At 72.5% G+C, this 17,380-nt stretch carries 12 protein-coding genes and 1 riboswitch; of the genes, 9 read left to right on the top strand and 3 right to left on the bottom strand.

The window, feature by feature from the left end:
* Nucleotides 1–58: 58 nt before the first annotated feature.
* From OTB16_RS28950 to OTB16_RS28940, 3 genes are read left to right on the top strand one after another with little or no spacing between them, the layout of a single operon-like run.
* A complete protein-coding gene (locus tag OTB16_RS28950) occupies nt 59–967 on the top strand; it encodes a carbohydrate ABC transporter permease (RefSeq protein WP_267723805.1) in 909 nt (302 codons plus the stop codon).
* Nucleotides 968–994: 27 nt separating this feature from the next.
* Nucleotides 995–1,870, top strand: a complete 876-nt coding sequence (locus tag OTB16_RS28945) for a carbohydrate ABC transporter permease (protein ID WP_267723803.1) — start codon at nt 995–997, stop codon at nt 1,868–1,870.
* A gap of 58 nt (nt 1,871–1,928) precedes the next feature.
* Nucleotides 1,929–3,536, top strand: coding sequence for a glycoside hydrolase family 13 protein (locus OTB16_RS28940; RefSeq protein WP_267723801.1), 1,608 nt, complete (start codon nt 1,929–1,931; stop codon nt 3,534–3,536).
* 191 nt (nt 3,537–3,727) lie between these two features.
* On the opposite strand, the gene OTB16_RS28935 is transcribed toward OTB16_RS28940, so the two are convergent.
* Nucleotides 3,728–4,954 (bottom strand): citrate synthase, encoded by a 1,227-nt coding sequence (locus tag OTB16_RS28935; protein WP_267723800.1) that lies wholly within the window; start codon nt 4,952–4,954, stop codon nt 3,728–3,730.
* Nucleotides 4,955–5,024: 70 nt separating this feature from the next.
* Here OTB16_RS28935 and OTB16_RS28930 point away from each other — a divergent pair, with 70 nt between their 5' ends.
* Entirely contained in the window at nt 5,025–6,176 is a 1,152-nt protein-coding gene (locus tag OTB16_RS28930) for a citrate synthase (protein ID WP_267723798.1), read from the top strand.
* 14 nt (nt 6,177–6,190) lie between these two features.
* Nucleotides 6,191–7,345, top strand: coding sequence for a CobW family GTP-binding protein (locus OTB16_RS28925; RefSeq protein WP_267723796.1), 1,155 nt, complete (start codon nt 6,191–6,193; stop codon nt 7,343–7,345).
* A gap of 129 nt (nt 7,346–7,474) precedes the next feature.
* On the opposite strand, the gene OTB16_RS28920 is transcribed toward OTB16_RS28925, so the two are convergent.
* Together OTB16_RS28920 and OTB16_RS28915 are read right to left on the bottom strand one after the other, a co-directional pair.
* Nucleotides 7,475–9,556 carry a restriction endonuclease gene (locus OTB16_RS28920; RefSeq protein ID WP_267723794.1) on the bottom strand — a complete coding sequence of 694 codons (2,082 nt, stop codon included), beginning with the start codon at nt 9,554–9,556 and terminating at the stop codon, nt 7,475–7,477.
* Between the two features lie 101 nt (nt 9,557–9,657).
* On the bottom strand, nt 9,658–12,114 hold the full coding sequence (locus OTB16_RS28915; RefSeq protein WP_267723792.1) for a DNA gyrase/topoisomerase IV subunit A: 2,457 nt from the start codon (nt 12,112–12,114) through the stop codon (nt 9,658–9,660).
* A 191-nt stretch (nt 12,115–12,305) separates the two neighbouring features.
* Here OTB16_RS28915 and OTB16_RS28910 point away from each other — a divergent pair, with 191 nt between their 5' ends.
* From OTB16_RS28910 to OTB16_RS28895, 4 genes are all read left to right on the top strand, one after another.
* A complete protein-coding gene (locus tag OTB16_RS28910) occupies nt 12,306–13,664 on the top strand; it encodes a M16 family metallopeptidase (protein WP_267723790.1) in 1,359 nt (452 codons plus the stop codon).
* A gap of 68 nt (nt 13,665–13,732) precedes the next feature.
* Entirely contained in the window at nt 13,733–15,100 is a 1,368-nt protein-coding gene (locus tag OTB16_RS28905) for a M16 family metallopeptidase (RefSeq protein ID WP_267723896.1), read from the top strand.
* A gap of 184 nt (nt 15,101–15,284) precedes the next feature.
* Nucleotides 15,285–15,444, top strand: a riboswitch (cyclic di-AMP (ydaO/yuaA leader).
* 12 nt (nt 15,445–15,456) lie between these two features.
* Nucleotides 15,457–16,257, top strand: coding sequence for a M23 family metallopeptidase (locus tag OTB16_RS28900; protein WP_267723789.1), 801 nt, complete (start codon nt 15,457–15,459; stop codon nt 16,255–16,257).
* Between the two features lie 179 nt (nt 16,258–16,436).
* Entirely contained in the window at nt 16,437–17,114 is a 678-nt protein-coding gene (locus tag OTB16_RS28895; protein ID WP_267723787.1) for a GntR family transcriptional regulator, read from the top strand.
* Nucleotides 17,115–17,380: the final 266 nt, after the last annotated feature.

Raw genomic sequence — 17,380 nt, 5'->3', positions numbered from 1 at the left:
GTCCCACCCGCCCCACCTCCCCCCCAGACGGCGACGATCCACCAAGGAGCGAGCGGCGATGTCGGCCCCCACCCTGCCCCGGGACTCCCGCGCGGAGTTCGTCCGGGCCTTCAAACGCAACCTCACGGCCCACGGCTTCCTGATCGGCGCCGTCCTTTGCTTCTCCTTCTTCTCCTGGTACCCGATGGTCCGGGAGTTCCTGCTGGCCTTCCAGAAGACCGAGGGCGGCGCCACCCGCTGGGTCGGATGGGACAACTTCCGCTACGTCTTCGCGGACCCGAACGTCTGGCAGGCCTGGCGCAACACCCTGCTCTTCACCGGGCTCGCCCTGCTCCTCGGGTTCCTGGTCCCCTTCGTGGTCTCCCTCGTGCTGAACGAGTTCCGCCACGCGCAGGGCTACTTGCGGCTGCTCGTCTACCTGCCGGTGATGATGCCGCCGGTGGCCTCGATCCTGCTCTTCAAGTACTTCTACGATCCCGGCTACGGCCTCTTCAACCGGGCGCTGGAGTTCCTGCACCTCCCGGCGCAGGACTGGCTGCAGTCCACCGACACCGCGATGCTCTCCGTCGTCATCGCCTCCACCTGGATGAACATGGGTGGTGCGACCCTGATCTACCTGGCCGCCCTCCAGGGCGTCCCGGGCGAGCTCTACGAGGCCGCCGAACTCGACGGGGCCGGACTGCTGCGCAAGATCTGGCACGTCACGATCCCGCAGACCAAGCTCATCCTCTCGCTCATGCTGCTGATGCAGCTCATCGCGACGATGCAGGTCTTCGTCGAACCCTTCCTGCTGACCGGCGGCGCCGGGCCCGAGGGCTCGACCACCACCGTCGTCGTCCTCATCTACCAGTACGCCTTCAGCTTCAACCAGTACGGCGGCGCCGCGGCCCTCGGCCTGTGCCTGCTCGTCCTGCTCGCGGGCTTCTCCGCCCTGTACGTCCGCCTCAGCCGCGACAACGAGAACTGACCAGGAACCCGCCGGGGGAGTCTTCACATGGCAGAGCGCACGCTGATATCACCGGCCCAACTCGGCCGTACCCGGGGCAAGATCCTCTACTGGACCGTGCTCGTCCTGGTCGTGGCCGGCTTCACCCTCGCCTTCCTCGGCCCCCTCTACTGGATGGTGGCGAACGGCCTCAAAAGCACGGAGGAGTTCGCCCAGGTCCCGCCGACGCTGGTGCCCGACTCCCTGCACACCGCCAACTACGAGGCCGCCTGGAAGGTCATGGACCTCGCCAAGCTGCTGTTCAACACCCTCTACTACGCCCTCGGCGCCCTCGCCTTCCAGCTCGTCCTCGACGTGGCCGCCGCCTACTCGCTGTCCCGGCTGCGGCCCGTCTTCGGCAAGGCCGTGCTCGGCATGATGCTGGCGACCCTGATGATCCCGGCGACCGTCCTCGTCGTACCGCAGTACCTCACGGTCCTGGACATGCCGATCATCGAGCGGAACCTGCTGAACACGCCGTGGGTGATCTGGCTCCCGTCCGTCACCAACGCCTTCAGCATCTTCCTGCTGAAGCGGTTCTTCGACTCCATCCCGCAGGAGATCCTCGACGCCGCCGCCATCGACGGGGCGAGCGCCCTGCGCATCCTGCGCTCCATCGTCCTGCCGATGTCGCGGCCCATCCTCGGAGTCGTGTCGATCTTCGCGATCGTCGGCGTCTGGAAGGACTTCCTCTGGCCCATGCTCACCCTTCCGGACCCCGCCCTGCAGACCCTCAACGTCGGCATCTACTCGTTGTCCACGGGGGTCCCCGAGAACCACCTCATCGCCGCGCTCGCGATGGCCTCGGCGCCCACGCTCGTCATCTTCCTGATCTTCCAGCGCAACATCATGAGCGGTCTGACGGCGGGCTCCCTCAAGGGCTGACCACCCGATCCCCAGCTCCGCCGCCGCGCCCGGCCGCCCCCTGCGAAAGGACCCCTCCGTGGCTGACTTTCCCCTGCCCCGACCCGCCGCCGACTGGTGGCGCACGGCCGCCATCTACCAGGTGTACGTACGCAGCTTCGCCGACGGCGACGGGGATGGCACCGGTGACCTCGCAGGCGTCCGGGCCCGCCTCCCCTACCTCGCCGACCTGGGCGTGGACGCCCTCTGGTTCACCCCCTGGTACCTCTCCCCGCTCGCCGACGGCGGCTACGACGTCGCCGACTACCGCACCATCGACCCCGCCTTCGGGACCCTGGCCGAGGCCGAGAAGCTCATCGCCGAGGCCCGCGAGCTGGGCATCCGCACCCTCGTCGACATCGTCCCGAACCACGTGTCCGACCGGCACGCCTGGTTCCGGGCCGCCCTCGCCGCCGGCCCCGGCAGCCCGGAGCGGGAGCTGTTCCACTTCCGCCCCGGCCGCGGCGAGCACGGCGAACTGCCGCCCGGGGACTGGCCCTCGCAGTTCAACGGCGCCGGCACCTGGACGCGGGTGCCCGACGGGGAGTGGTACCTGCACCTCTTCACCCCGCAGCAGCCCGACCTCAACTGGGACCACCCGGCCGTGCGCCGGGAGCACGAGGAGGTGCTGCGCTTCTGGTTCGAGCGCGGGGTGGCCGGCGTACGGATCGACTCCGCCGCCCTGCTCGCCAAGGACCCCGCCCTGCCCGACCTGGCGGGCCGCTCCCCGGAGCCCTGGCCGGGCGAGACCCACCCGTACATCGACCGCGACGAACTGCATGCCGTCTACCGCTCGTGGCGCGCCATCGCCGACGAGTACGGCGCGATCTTCGTCGGGGAGGTCTGGCTGCCCGACTCCGAGCGGTTCGCCCGCTACCTCCGCCCCGACGAGCTGCACACCGCGTTCAACTTCTCCTTCCTCAGCTGCCCGTGGGACGCCGGACGGCTGCGCACCTCCATCACGGAGACCCTCGCCGAGCACGCCCCGGTCGGGGCCCCGGCCACCTGGGTCCTCTGCAACCACGACGTGACCCGTACGGTCACCCGCTACGGCCGTGCCGACACCGGCTTCGACTTCGCGGCCAAGGCCTTCGGGACCCCGACCGACCTGGAACTCGGCACCCGGCGGGCGCGCGCCGCCGCCCTGCTGACGCTGGCCCTGCCCGGCGCCGTGTACGTCTACCAGGGCGAGGAGCTGGGGCTCCCCGAAGCCGACGTGCCGATCGGCCGCATCCAGGACCCGATGCACTTCCGGTCCGGCGGCACCGACCCCGGGCGGGACGGCTGCCGGGTGCCGCTGCCCTGGACCGCCGAGCCCTGGAACGAGCCGTGGCTGCCGCAGCCCGCGGACTGGCCGGCATACGCGGCCGACCGGCAGGACGGCGACCCGGACTCCATGCTCACCCTCTACCGGACCGCCCTCGGGCTGCGCCGCGCGGCGGCCGGCTTCGGCGGCGGCGCACTGGAGTGGTTGAACGCGCCGCCCGGGGTGCTGGCCTTCACCCGCCCCGACGGGCTGCTCTGCGTGGCCAACCTGTCCGGGGGGCCGGTCGCGCTGCCGGCCCACACGAGTCTCCTGCTGGGCAGCTCCGCCCTTGACGACACGGGGCTGCTCCCGCAGGACACGGCGGTCTGGCTGCGGACCTGACGCCGCGGCCGGACCGTCAGCACCACCGCCCGCACGGCCGGGTGGCCTCGCGCGCCGCGGGGGCCGCGCGGGCTTCCGCGGGACCCGCGGCGCGCGAGGCCACCCGAGATTCGCGGAACGCGTGGAACGCGTGGAACGCGCGGATTCGGCGGGCGGCGGCGCCGCGGGCGCGGGCGGGGGGCCCGCGCCCGTCAGGGCATCGGCCGGGGCGGGCGGGGTCCCTGGTACTGGCCGCTGGGGCGCATGCGCAGCGGCCGCTCCTGGTACTCCTCCAGTGCGTGCGCGATCCATCCCGCCGTTCGCGCCACCGCGAACACCGTCTCCCCGGCCTCCGCCCGCATCCCGTACGACACCGTCAGCACGGCCAGCGCCAGGTCCACGTTCGCGTGCAGCCCGCGCCTGCGGGCGGCGGTCGTGGCCACCACCTCCCGGGCGGCCGCCAGCGCGGGCCCCGCCTGCGGCAGCGCCTCCAGACGGGCGAACAGTGCGCTCGCCCGCGGGTCCTCACCCCGGTACAGCCGGTGTCCGAGACCCGGCACGCGCCGTCCCGCCCGCAGGTGGTCGGCGACGACGGGCGCGGCGCCGCCCCGCTCCAGCGCCTCGGCCAGCATCCCGTGGGCGAGCCGCCCGGCCGCCCCGTGCAACGGTCCCTCCAGGACGCCGAGCCCGGCCGACACCACCGCGTACGGATGCGCCCGCGCCGACGCGGCCACCCGTACGGCCAGGGTCGACGCGGCCAGGTCGTGGTCGATCAGCAGCCCGAGCGCCAGATCGAGCACGGCCAGCGCGTCCGGATCCGGCTCCCGCGCCGTCAGCCGCGGCCACAGCTGCCGGGCCGTGCGGCCGTCCCCGGCCCACTGCGCCCGCCCCATCACGGGCAGCGCCCCGACCAGCGTCGGAATCAGGCAGCGGGCGGAGCCCAGTACGGCCTCGGGGGAGAGGTCGAAGCGCAGCGGGTCCGTGACGGCCGCCGCCGCCGTCGCCACCCTCAGCCGGTCGACCGGCCCGCTGTGCCCGGGCAGCGCGTCCACCGCCCGCCGGGCGGCGGCCAGGGTCTCCGGGGGAGCGGTGAACCGCGCCCCGCGGGGCAGGGCGCCGGTCCAGAGCCACTCGGCGACCTCTTCGCAGGGGTGCGCCGAGGACAGCTCCACCGCGTCGACGCCCCGGTAGTAGTACCGGTCGTCCTCGATGAGGGTCAGCGCGGTCCGGACCGAGAGTTCCCCCGCCGGGACCGCCGCCTCACGCCTGCTGCGCAGGGCGAGCGCCTCCACCTCGCGCGCGTCGAAGGTGCTGCCGCGGCCCACCGGGTCCCGCCGGCTCGTGAGCTGGCCGCGGCTGACGTAGGCGTACACGGTCGCGGGCTTCACCCCGAGCAGCTCGGCCGCCTGCCGGGTGGTGAGCCGTCCCTCTTCGTCCATGCACAACACCCTATACATATTGATTTAATCAACATTGACAATGATTACGTCAATCATCGATGGTCGATCCATGAACACCACCGTCGAAGTACCCCGCGGTCTCGCGGGAGTCGTGGTCACCGAGACCGAACTGGGCGACGTCCGAGGCCGTGAAGGCTTCTACCACTACCGCCAGTACTCGGCCGTCGAGCTCGCCGGCAGCCGGAGCTTCGAGGACGTGTGGCACCTGATGTTCCGCGGCGCGCTCCCGGCGGACGCCGCCGAGAGCGCCGCGTTCGCCGCGGAGGTCGCACCGCTGCGCAGGCTGCCCGCCGCCGTCCGGGACGCCCTGCCGGGCCTCGCCCGGGCGACCGCCCTCTCCGGACCCCTCGCCGGGCTGCGGACGGCGCTCTCGCTCCTGGGCGCGTCCGCCGGCTTCCGCCCCGTCTTCGACCTCGACCCCCGCCGCCGGGCCGCCGACGCGCTGGCCGCCTGCGCCGCCGTACCGACCCTGCTCACCGCCCTGCACCGGCTGGGGCAGGGGCAGGATCCGGTGGAACCGCGCGACGACCTCCCGTACGCCGCCAATTACCTCTACATGCTGACCGGCCGCGCGCCCGACCCGGTCAGGGCCCGCGCGGTCGAGCGGTACCTCGTCTCCACCATCGACCACGGATTCAACGCCTCGACCTTCACCGCCCGCGTGATCGCCTCCACCGGCGCCGACGTCGCGGCCTGCCTGACCGGCGCCGTCGGGGCCCTCTCCGGACCGCTGCACGGCGGCGCCCCGAGCCGGGCCCTGGACACCCTGGACGCCATCGGCACCGTCGACCGCATCGAGCCGTGGATCCGCGAGCGGGTGCTCGCGGGCGACCGGATCATGGGCTTCGGGCATCCGGTCTACCGGACCGAGGACCCGCGCTCGCGCATGCTCCGCGACATCGCCCTGGGCTTCGGCGGCCCGCTGGTGGACTTCGCGGTCGAGGTCGAGCGCCAGGTCGAGCGGATCCTCGCCGAGCTCAAGCCGGGCCGTGAACTGCACACCAACGTGGAGTTCTACGCCGGCGTGGTCATGGAACTGTGCGGGCTGCCGCGCGCCATGTTCACGCCGACCTTCTGCGCGGCCCGCGTGGTCGGCTGGAGCGCGAACGTCCTCGAACAGGCCGCCGATTCGAAGATCATCCGTCCCGCCGCCCGCTACGCCGGACCTCCCGCGCCGCAACCGGTCCCGTCCCGGGGCTGACTACGATCGACCGCGTGAACAGCAGGCAGCCCGTCCCCGTCGTCGTCCTCGCCGGTTTCCTCGGCTCGGGCAAGACCACCGTGCTCAACCACCTCCTCACCCACCGCGGAGGCACCCGCATCGGCGTCGTCGTCAACGACTTCGGCTCGATCGAGGTCGATGCCATGTCGGTGGCCGGCCAGCTCGGCGACTCGATGGTCTCCCTCGGCGGCGGCTGCCTGTGCTGCGCCGTCGACGGCAGCGAGCTCGACGCGTACCTGGAGAAGCTGGCGGCGCCCGCCCACCGCATCGACGTGATCGTCATCGAGGCGAGCGGGCTGGCCGAGCCCCAGGAGATGATCCGGATGCTGATGGCCGGCGAGAACCCGGACGTCCGCTACGGCGGCATGGTGCAGGTCGTGGACGCGGCCGAGTTCGACGCGACCCGGGAGAAGCACCCGGAGACCGACCGGCACCTCGCGGTCGCCGACCTGGTGGTGCTGAACAAGACCGACCGCGTGGAGCCCGCCGAGCGGGCCCGGATCGAGGGGGTCCTCGACACGCTCTGCGCCCCGGGCACCCCACGGGTCGCCGCCGACCACGGCCGGATCGATCCGGAGCTGCTCTTCGACCGCCGGCCCTGGACCGAGACCCGCGGACAGCTGTCCTTCGAGGACCTGCTTGCGGAGGCGGACGGGCGCGGCCCCGGGCACGAACACGGCCCCGGCCCCGGCCCCGGGCACGAACACGGCCTCGGCCCCGGGCACGAACACGGCCCCGGTTGCGGGCACGGCCGCGCCTCCCATCCGCACGCGGCCTACGAGAGCGTGGAGTTCACCTCCCGCGAGGCCCTCTCCCCGCGCCGGTTCATCGACTTCCTCGACCGCCGGCCGCCCGGCCTCTACCGGATCAAGGGCTTCGTCCACTTCGGCGTACCCGGACACGGGGAGCGGTACGAGGTCCACGCGGTCGGCCGCTTCCTCCGCTTCGCCCCGGGGCCCTGGGGGCGGGGCGAGGCGCGCTTGACCCAGCTGGTCCTGATCGGCTCCGGGATCGACGCCGCCGGGCTGCTCCGCGACCTGGAGACCTGCCGCGAACCCGCGCCGCACGAGCTGGGCCCCGAGAGCATGTGGGGCGTACTGCGGTACGTGGCGCGGCACGGGCGGGAAGCCGGCCGCACCGAGGACTGACGCCGCTCGACAGCTGCGCCGTGCGCGGCGGCGCCGCGGCGCAAGCACGCCGGCGCCACGCCGCCGCGCCGCCGCACCCCAGGCACGCCGCCGCCGGGACGCCGCGGCACCCTGGGCGGCCCCGGTGTCCTAAGCGACCTCGATGCCGTACTCCCGCAGCAGGTCCTCCAGGCCGCCCCGGTAGCCCTTGCCGCCGATCACGAAGTCCCAGTCGCCGTTCGCCCGGCGCCGGAACGAGCCGAGGACCAGGGCCGTCTCGCCCGCCCTGCCGTCGGAGACCTCCAGCCGCCCGGCCTCCGCGCCCGCCGCGTCGAGGAGCCGGATGCGGGCGTCCGTGAAGCCGGCCAGATCGCCGCGCGGGTCGGCCTCCGGGTCCACGGCGGCCACCAGGACCAGGCGGTCCGCCTCCTGCGGAAGGGCGTCGAAGGACACCTCGACGGCCGCCGCGTGCGCGCGGGAGCGGACCGAACCGTCCGGGGTCCGGGGGTTGTTGAAGAAGACGAAGTGGTCCTCGCTCAGGACCCGGCCGCCCGCGCAGACGAGTGCGCACATGTCCAGCGCCACCGAGCCCGACCAGGACATGCCGAGCACGCTGTGGCCGGTCGGCGGCTCGGGCTCGGGTTCGGGCGCGCGCCGCGCCGGGACGCCCCCGGCCGCGTCCCCCAGCCGCCCCCGCAGCCCGTACTGGTGCAGCAGCTCCACGAGCGCGTCACCGGGAACCAACTCCAGCGGCTTGCCGTTGGCGAAGGTGTACGACCCCGGTCCGAAGGTCGCGGTGGTGACGAGCACCCCCTTGTTCGCCCCCTTGTCCTGGACCGTGCCGTACAGGTCCCGCACCGCCGTGGGCGGCACGGTGTTCCGGTAGCGCTTGACCTGCACCACGATCCGCCCGCCCCGGATCGGCGCCGGGTCCAGTGCCTCGACGTCCACGCCGCCGTCGCCCGACCGCTGCGTGGTCACCGCCTCCATGCCCATCGCCCGGAACAGCTCGGCGACCAGGTTCTCGAAGGCGATCGGGTCCATCGCGAACAGGTCCGGCTCGCCGTCGCCGCCACCGTCACCGCCGCCGTGGCTCACGACCCCACCGCCGACCTCCTCCGGCCGGCGGCCCGGACGTACGGCGGTCAGCTGGTCCGGCCGCGCCGACAGCTGCCCGCGCAACCCCTCCACCAGGCAGTCCACCGCGCTGACCTGCTCCAGCCGGAGCCTCGCGAAGGCGGTGCGCGGCGCGGAAACCGTGGCGAGTATCAGCCGTGCCTCCCTGCCCGTCACGGGATCGTGGTCGTCCACGAAGCCGTTGACCACCACCGAGTCCAGCGCGCCGAACTCGTCGGCCGCGTACACATCGCGCAGTACCAGCAGCACGCACTGCGCCAGCAGGTCCCGGTACAGGGCGCGGCGCTGCGCGGCCGGGCGGGCCGTCTCCTTGTCCTGGTCCGTGCTGGGCACGTAGCGCACCGACTTGGCCTCCGGCACCACCTCGTACCGGGGCAGCTCCCAGTCCAGCACCATCTGCCGCGGCCCCGGATCGTAAGCCGCGGCGACCTGCCGCGGCAGGTCCTCCGGCCAGGCCGAGGAGGCGTACAGCGCGGCCGAGAAATACTCCACGGCAGCCTCGGGGTCACCCACGCGCAGGGCCCCGGCCAGTTCGGTGAGGCCGTTGTTGTGCCGGCGGATCACCACGAGCTGTTCGGCCGTCCACCGGTCGTACTCCTGCCGGTACTCGGCCAACCGCTGCTGCCGCCGCGTCTCGGCCGCCTCCGCCTTCTGACGGGCCCGCGTGTACTGGGCCTGCGCCTCGCGTTCGGCCTGGACCCTCCGGTACGAACCCAGAGCCATGCCGCTGCTCTGCTGCTGGAACTGTTCGATACGGGGCATCGCCACCGGCTGTGCCAAGGCTCCCGGGCGGAACGGTTCCAGTTGCTCGCTCCGCACCAGCGAGCCCATGCGGAACGCCGCCGCCCGGCAGCCCGTGGCCAGGAGCGTCTGAAGAGCGGCGACCTGGGCCTCCAGGCCCTCCGTGCGACGGCGCGCCTCGACCTCTCGGTGCTGCCGGTAGGCGGCCTGCTGTTCGCGCTCGCCCCGGGCGACGTCCCGGTCCCACGCACGCCTGCGGCGCTCCGCCTCGCGCTGCTGGATCACCTGCGTCCGGTGCTGACTGCGCTGGGCCTCGGCCCGGTCCCCGATCATCCCGCCCGACCGACGGCCCATCAGTTTTCCCCCGCCCCACCACAAGCGTCAAAGGGAAAACAGTAGTCGCCGTTCAGGTGGTACGTCCCCCGTTGGCGTACCACCTGAACGGCGTCCTCGTCCTACAGCGCGGCCCCCGCCAGCGCCGCGACCACCGCGGGCAGGACCGCCCCCGAGCCGTCCCGGCGCGGGTCCGCGGGCGGGAGTGCGGCCGGTGTGCCGTTGGCCCCGGCCGCGCGGACCGGTGAACCGCCCGCCCAGGCCAGCACCAGCACGTCCTCGCCCTTCAGGAACCGCTGGCAGCGCACGCCGCCGGTGGCCCGGCCCTTGCGCGGGTACTGGTCGAAGGGCGTCAGCTTCCCGGAGGTCACCGAGTCGTCCAGCGTCCCGTGCGAGCCGGCCACGGTGAACACCACGCCGTCCCGGGCCGGGTCGACGGCCGAGAAGTGGATCACCTTGGCGCCGTCGGTGAGCTTGATGCCCGCCATGCCGCCCGCCGGGCGGCCCTGCGGGCGCACCTGGCCCGCCTGGTAGCGCAGCAGCTGGGCGTCGTCGGTGATGAAGACGAGGTCCTCCTCGCCCGTGCGCAGTTCGACCGCGCCGACGATCCGGTCGCCGTCCTTGAGGGTGATGACCTCCAGCTCGTCCTTGTTGGCCGGGTAGTCCGGCACGACGCGCTTGACCACGCCCTGCTCGGTGCCCAGCGCCAGGCCCTGCGAGGACTCGTCCAGCGTCGTCAGGCAGATCACCTTCTCGTCCGCCTCCAGCCCGGAGAGGAACTCCGAGACGGGGGCGCCGCCCGCCAGGTTCGGCGCGGCGTGGGTGTCGGGCAGCTGAGGCAGGTCGATCACCGCGAGCCGCAGCAGCCGCCCGTACGAGGTGACCGCGCCGATGTCCGCCCGGGCGGTCGCCGCGACCTGCGAGACGACCAGGTCGTGCTTGGCGCGGGCGCCGCCCTCCTCCTCCGGCAGGGGATCGCCGTTCGCCGTACGGGCCAGCAGGCCCGTCGAGGACAGCAGGACGCGGCAGGGGTCGTCCGCGACCTCCAGCGGAACCGTCGCCACCATGGTGCCCGCCGACTCCAGCAGGACCGTGCGCCGTTCGGTGCCGAACTTCTTCGCGACCGACGCCAGTTCCGTGGAGACCAGCTTGCGCAGCTCGCTGTCGGAGTCCAGGATCCCGGTCAGCTCGTCGATCTCGCCGGTCAGCCGGTCGCGCTCGGACTCGAGCTCGATCCGGTCGAACTTCGTGAGCCGGCGCAGCGGAGTGTCCAGGATGTACTGGGTCTGGATCTCGCTCAGCGAGAACCGCTCCATCAGCCGCGCCTTGGCCTGCGCGGAGTTCTCGCTGTCCCGGATGAGCCGGATGACCTCGTCGATGTCGATGAGCGCCACCAGCAGGCCCTCGACCAGGTGCAGCCGGTCGCGGCGCTTGGTGCGGCGGAACTCGCTGCGCCGCCGGACGACCTCGAAGCGGTGGTCGAGGTAGACCTCCAGGAGCTCCTTGAGGCCCAGCGTCAGCGGCTGCCCGTCCACCAGCGCCACGTTGTTGATGCCGAAGGACTCCTCCATCGGCGTCAGCTTGTACAGCTGCTCCAGTACGGCCTCGGGGTGGAAGCCGTTCTTGATCTCGATGACCAGGCGCAGGCCGTGCGAGCGGTCGGTGAGGTCCTTGACGTCGGCGATGCCCTGGAGCTTCTTCGAGCCGACCAGGTCCTTGATCTTCGCGATGACCTTCTCGGGGCCGACCGCGAAGGGCAGTTCCGTGACGACCAGGCCCTTGCGGCGCGCCGTGACGTTCTCCACGGCCACCGTCGCGCGGATCTTGAAGGTGCCGCGGCCGTTCTCGTAGGCGTCCTTGATGCCCGCCAGGCCGACGATCCGGCCGCCCGTGGGCAGGTCCGGACCCGGCACGAAGCGCATCAGCGCCTCCAGGTCCGCCCCCGGGTGGCGGATCAGGTGCCGGGCGGCGGCGATGACCTCGCCCAGGTTGTGCGGGGGCATGTTGGTGGCCATGCCGACCGCGATCCCGGACGCGCCGTTGACCAGCAGGTTCGGGTACGCGGCGGGCAGTGCGACCGGCTCCCGCTCCTGGCCGTCGTAGTTGGCGGTGAAGTCGACGGTGTCCTCGTCGATCGACTCCGTCATCAGCGACGTGGCGTCGGCCATCTTGCACTCGGTGTAACGCATGGCGGCCGGCGGGTCGTCGTTGCCGAGGGAACCGAAGTTGCCGTGGCCGTCGACCAGCGGCAGCCGCATCGAGAAGGGCTGGGCCATGCGCACGAGCGCGTCGTAGATCGACGCGTCTCCGTGCGGGTGGAGCTTGCCCATGACCTCGCCCACGACGCGGGCGCACTTGACGTACCCCCGGTCGGGGCGCAGGCCCATCTCGTTCATCTGGTAGACGATGCGCCGGTGCACCGGCTTCATGCCGTCCCGGGCGTCGGGCAGGGCGCGGGAGTAGATCACCGAGTACGCGTACTCGAGGAAGGAGCCCTGCATTTCGTCGACGACGTCGATGTCGAGGATCTTCTCCTCGAAATCCTCCGGCGGCGGGGTCTTCGTGCTGCGGCGGGCCATCGCTGCGCGGCTCCTTAACCAAGAAAGAGGTGTGCTGGGGGGTCTGACGCGGACCATTGTGGCCCGAGGCACCGACAACGCCGACTCCGACCCAGGTGTGACCCGGGAACTTCTCCGGCGGCCGACGCGCTTGCATACAGTGGCAGGTCTGACAGAAATCTCTGCATCGCGATCGAAGGGACCACATGCCCATGGGTCACACGGCCACAGCTCAGGCCGGCTCCGGCGGCCTGACAGCGACCGAGCACCGGCTGGCCAACGGCCTGCGCGTGGTGCTCTCCGAGGACCACCTGACCCCGGTCGCCGCGGTCTGCCTCTGGTACGACGTGGGCTCGCGCCACGAAGTCAAGGGGCGTACCGGCCTGGCTCACCTCTTCGAGCACCTGATGTTCCAGGGTTCGGCGAGCGTACCGGGCAACGGCCACTTCGAGCTCGTCCAGGGGGCCGGCGGCTCCCTCAACGGCACCACCAGTTTCGAGCGCACGAACTACTTCGAGACGATGCCGACCCACCAGCTGGAGCTCGCGCTCTGGCTGGAAGCGGACCGGATGGGCTCGCTGCTGGCCGCCCTGGACGACGAGTCCATGGAGAACCAGCGCGACGTCGTCAAGAACGAGCGCCGCCAGCGGTACGACAACGTCCCGTACGGCACGGCGTTCGAGCGGCTGACCGCCCTCGCGTACCCCGAGGGCCACCCGTACCACCACACGCCGATCGGCTCGATGGCCGACCTCGACGCCGCCTCCCTGGAGGACGCGCGCCACTTCTTCCGTACGTACTACGCGCCCAACAACGCGGTGCTGTCGGTCGTCGGCGACATCGACCCCGAGCGCACGCTCGCCTGGGTCGAGAAGTACTTCGGCACCATCCCGAGCCACGACGGCAAGCAGCCGCCGCGCGACGGCACGCTGCCGGACGTCATCGGGCAGGAGCTCCGCGAGGAGATCGCCGAGGAGGTGCCGGCGCGCGCCCTGATGGCCGCCTACCGGCTCCCGCACGACGGCACCCGTGAGTGCGACGCCGCCGACGTGGCCCTGACCGTGCTGGGCGGCGGCGAGTCCTCGCGGCTCCACAACCGCCTGGTACGCCGCGACCAGACGGCCGTCGCGGCCGGCTTCGGCATGCTGCGCCTGGCCGGCGCCCCCTCGCTGGGCTGGCTGGACGTGAAGACGTCCGGCGGGGTCGAGGTGCCCGCCATCGAGGCGGCCGTGGACGAGGAGCTCGCGCGGTTCGCCGCCGAGGGCCCGACGGCCGAGGAGATGGAGCGCGCTCAGGCCCAGCTGGAGCGCGAATGGCTGGACCGGCTGAGCACGGTGTCCGGCCGCGCCGACGAACTGTGCCGCTTCGCGGTGCTGTTCGGCGACCCGCAGCTGGCGCTGACCGCCGTCGGACGCGTCCTCGACGTCACCGCCGAGGAGGTCCAGGCCGTGGCCGCGGCCCGGCTGCGCCCGGACAACCGGGCGGTTCTGGTCTACGAGCCGCTCGCCGCGGACGCCGACGAGAACGACGAGTCCGACGAGTCCGACGAGAACGAGGGGGCGGACCAGTGAGCGACACCGCATCCGGCACCGCTTCCGGCACCGCTTCCGACAGCGCGGCCGACGCCGTGGCCGTCGCGATGACCTTCCACCCGCGCCCCGAGGCCGGTGAGCCGCAGCCGTGGGCCTTCCCGGCCCCCGAGCGCGGCGAGCTGTCCAACGGGCTGACCCTGCTGCGCTGCCACCGCCCGGGCCAGCAGGTGATCGCGGTCGAGATCAACCTCGCCGCCCCGCTCGACGCGGAGCCCGAGGGCCTGGACGGCGTGGCCACGATCATGGCGCGCGCGCTGTCCGAGGGCACCGACAAGCATTCCGCCGAGGAGTTCTCGGCCGAGCTGGAGCGCTGCGGGGCCACCCTCGACGCCCACGCCGACCACCCGGGCCTGCGGGTCTCCCTGGAGGTCCCCGCCTCGCGCCTGCACAAGGCGCTCGGCCTGCTCGCCGAGGCGCTGCGCGCGCCCGCGTTCGCCGACGCCGAGGTCGACCGCCTGGTGCGCAACCGGCTCGACGAGATCCCGCACGAGCTGGCCAACCCGCAGCGCCGCGCCGCCCAGCAGCTCTCCAAGGAGCTCTTCCCGGCCGCCCTGCGGATGTCCCGCCCGCGCCAGGGCACCGAGGAGACGGTGGCCCGCATCGACTCCGCGGCCGTACGCGCCTTCTACGAGGCCCACGTACGCCCCGCCACGGCCACCGCGGTGGTCGTCGGCGACCTGACCGGGATCGACCTGGACGCCGTCCTGGCCGACACCCTGGGCACCTGGACGGGCAACTCCGCCGCGCCCCGGCCCGTGCCGCCGGTGACCGCCGACGACACCGGCCGCGTGGTCATCGTGGACCGGCCCGGCGCGGTCCAGACGCAGCTGCTGATCGGCCGCATCGGGCCGGACCGCCACGACCGCGTCTGGGCGCCCCAGGTGCTCGGCACGTACTGCCTGGGCGGCACCCTCACCTCCCGCCTGGACAAGGTGCTGCGCGAGGAGAAGGGGTACACCTACGGCGTGCGCGCCTTCGGCCAGGTGCTGCGTTCCACCGCCGACGGCAAGGGCGCCTCGATGCTGGCCATCAGCGGCTCGGTGGACACCCCGAACACCGGCCCGGCGCTGGAGGACCTCTGGAAGGTGCTGCGCACCCTCGCGGAGGGTGGTCTGACCGACGCCGAACGGGACGTGGCGGTGCAGAACCTGGTGGGCGTGGCCCCGCTGAAGTTCGAGACGGCCGCCTCGGTGGCCGGCACCCTCGCCGACCAGGTCGAGCAGGAGCTGCCGGACGACTACCAGGCGCAGTTGTACGCGCGGCTCGCCGAGACCGGCACCGTGGAGGCCACTTCGGCGGTCGTGAACGCCTTCCCGGCGAACCGGCTGGTCACGGTACTGGTGGGCGACGCTTCGCAGATCGAGGCGCCGGTACGGGCGCTCGGGATCGGTGAGGTCACCGTCGTCACCAACTGACGTTCGGAACAAGGGGCTCTGGCGGCTTGTCCGCCAGGGCCCCTTTTGTCCGTTTAGTGGTGAGGTTGCTTGTATGCGGTGTGGCGTACGCAACAAAAGAGCCTGTGTGTTTGGTGATCGGCTGATGATCCGCCTAGCGTCAGCCGTGCTGTTCGTCAGTTGTGCCCGCCGCACCCGCGGCACCGGACAGCGATCGCCGAGTCCCCGTCAGGCGCGAGCCTGGGGAGCCGGGGACCCACATCAGTCCCTGGGGTGAATCGGGCCGCCTCGCAAGAGGAAGCCCGTAGGAGACCTTCCTGCTCCGAACCCGTCAGCTAACCCGGTAGGCGAGAGGGAAGGAAAGGATCAACCCCTTCATGGCGTTTGGCAGTCGTACCGCCGGCTCCGGCAAGCACCGAGGTTCCAGCCGTCTGAGCCGCAAGACCGCCGGCTACGCCGGTATAGCCGCCCTCGCCACCACTGGCGTCGTCGGTTCCCTCGCCGGCCCGGCCTTCGCCGCGGACAACAGCACCGAGCACTCCGTCCCCGACGCCGGGTACAACGCGGTCGTCGTGGGCGACGACCTCGCGGGCGACATCGAGGACCAGGCCGAGTCGCAGCAGCGCGCCGCCGAGCACGCGGCCGCCCAGGCCAAGGCCGAAGCCGACGCCAAGCAGCGCGCCGCCGAGGCCAAGCGCATCGCCGAGGCCAAGGTGAAGGCGGAGCGGGACGCGGCCGAGCGCGCGGCCCGCGAGGCGGAGCGCAAGCGCCTCAACACCTTCGTCGCGCCCGTCGGCGGCGGCATCAGCACCCACTACCACGCCGGTGGCGGCATGTGGTCCTCCGGCAGCCACACCGGCATCGACTTCCGCGCGAGCGAGGGCACCTCCGTCCACGCCGTGGGCGCCGGTACCGTCGTGGAGGCCGGCTGGGGCGGCGCCTACGGCAACAACGTCGTCATCAAGCACAACGACGGCACGTTCACCCAGTACGGACACATGAACTCGCTGAACGTCTCCGTCGGCCAGCAGGTCACCCCGGGCCAGCAGATCGGCCTGGCGGGCTCCACCGGCAACTCCAGCGGCCCGCACCTGCACTTCGAGGCCCGCACCGGCGCCGACTACGGCTCGGACATCGACCCGGTCTCGTACCTGCGCTCGCACGGCGTCAGCCTCTGACCCGTACGGCCCCCGCTCCACCCGCCCCACCCGCTTCGCCGACGACCCCGGCTCGCACTGCGAGCCGGGGTCTTTTGCGAATGTTTCGCTTTTCCGGCCGCTCTCGGAAATTATCGTGTGTTGCAATAGAGTCGCAGCACACTCTGGCACGGCAGTCGGAAATAGGCGGAGGTTCGGTCTTGCGTATTCCTGCGCACGCGGTATGCACGGCAATTCGCGACGACATCGTCTCCGGGGTCTTCGAGCCGGGCAGCAGACTGACCGAGGAGGTCCTGGCCCGCCGGTACGGGGTCTCGCGCGTCCCGGTCCGCGAGGCGCTGCGGACCCTGGAGTCGGAGGGGTTCGTGACCACCCGGCGGCACGCGGGCGCCTGCGTCGCCGAGCCGACGGAGCAGGAGGCCGCAGACCTCCTGGAGCTGAGGATGCTGCTGGAGCCCCTCGCCGCCGCCCGGGCCGCCCGGCGGCGCACCGAAGCCCACCTGAAGGTGCTCCGCGGACTGGTCAGGCTGGGCCAGGAACGGGCCAGGAGGGGCCAGGGGGAGGATCTGCGGTCCCTGGGCGGCTGGTTCCACGAGACGCTGGCCCAGGCCTCGGGCAGCCCGGGGCTGATCGCGCTGCTCACGCAGATGCGGCACAAGGTCGCGTGGATGTACGTGGTGGAGGCCCCGGTCCGGCCCGCGGAGTCCTGGGCGGAGCACGGCGCGATCGTGGACGCGGTGGCCCGCGGGGACGCGGAGCGGGCGCGCGCCCTGACCGCGATGCACGCGGACCGCGCCTCGGCGGCGCACCGGCCGCGGGTGCGGCCCGCGGTGAGGACTTCGCAACCTGCCGTAAACATGTCGGGCGGCCGTCATTAACAGGCGCCGTATACAAAGGGCGGGTATCCGCGCGCCGCTGCCGGAATTCCTGGACGGTGCCGATTTTCCGTGTGGTCGAATTCCTGCGGTGCGTCGGCCGCATTTCCGGCCGCGCTGAATTCCTGCGCGCGGGATGAGTGCGGGCGCGCTAAGGGTGCGGGCGGTAAGAGTGCGCGCGGTGTTCCGGCGGGCCGTATGACCGCGCGCCGTACTGCCCCGGGCGGGACACCGCAGCCCCGGGCCCCGGAGCGGACCCTCCGGAGCGG

Origin of the sequence: Streptomyces antarcticus (assembly GCF_026627255.1) — a bacterium.
Classification (GTDB): domain Bacteria; phylum Actinomycetota; class Actinomycetes; order Streptomycetales; family Streptomycetaceae; genus Streptomyces; species Streptomyces antarcticus.
The sequence above is the reverse complement of the archived record's forward strand: the minus strand, read 5'-3'. Positions and strand labels throughout refer to the sequence as shown.

Excerpts from the sequence above, each read along its gene's own strand:
- OTB16_RS28945 (WP_267723803.1), top strand. The coding sequence starts at position 995 with ATGGCAGAGCGCACGCTGATATCACCGGCCCAACTCGGCCGTACCCGG.
- OTB16_RS28915 (WP_267723792.1), bottom strand. The coding sequence starts at position 12,114 with ATGGCCCGCCGCAGCACGAAGACCCCGCCGCCGGAGGATTTCGAGGAG.
- OTB16_RS28910 (WP_267723790.1), top strand. The coding sequence starts at position 12,306 with ATGGGTCACACGGCCACAGCTCAGGCCGGCTCCGGCGGCCTGACAGCG.
- OTB16_RS28900 (WP_267723789.1), top strand. The coding sequence starts at position 15,457 with ATGGCGTTTGGCAGTCGTACCGCCGGCTCCGGCAAGCACCGAGGTTCC.
- OTB16_RS28935 (WP_267723800.1), bottom strand. The coding sequence starts at position 4,954 with ATGGACGAAGAGGGACGGCTCACCACCCGGCAGGCGGCCGAGCTGCTC.
- OTB16_RS28950 (WP_267723805.1), top strand. The coding sequence starts at position 59 with ATGTCGGCCCCCACCCTGCCCCGGGACTCCCGCGCGGAGTTCGTCCGG.
- OTB16_RS28930 (WP_267723798.1), top strand. The coding sequence starts at position 5,025 with ATGAACACCACCGTCGAAGTACCCCGCGGTCTCGCGGGAGTCGTGGTC.
- OTB16_RS28905 (WP_267723896.1), top strand. The coding sequence starts at position 13,733 with ATGACCTTCCACCCGCGCCCCGAGGCCGGTGAGCCGCAGCCGTGGGCC.
- OTB16_RS28920 (WP_267723794.1), bottom strand. The coding sequence starts at position 9,556 with ATGGGCCGTCGGTCGGGCGGGATGATCGGGGACCGGGCCGAGGCCCAG.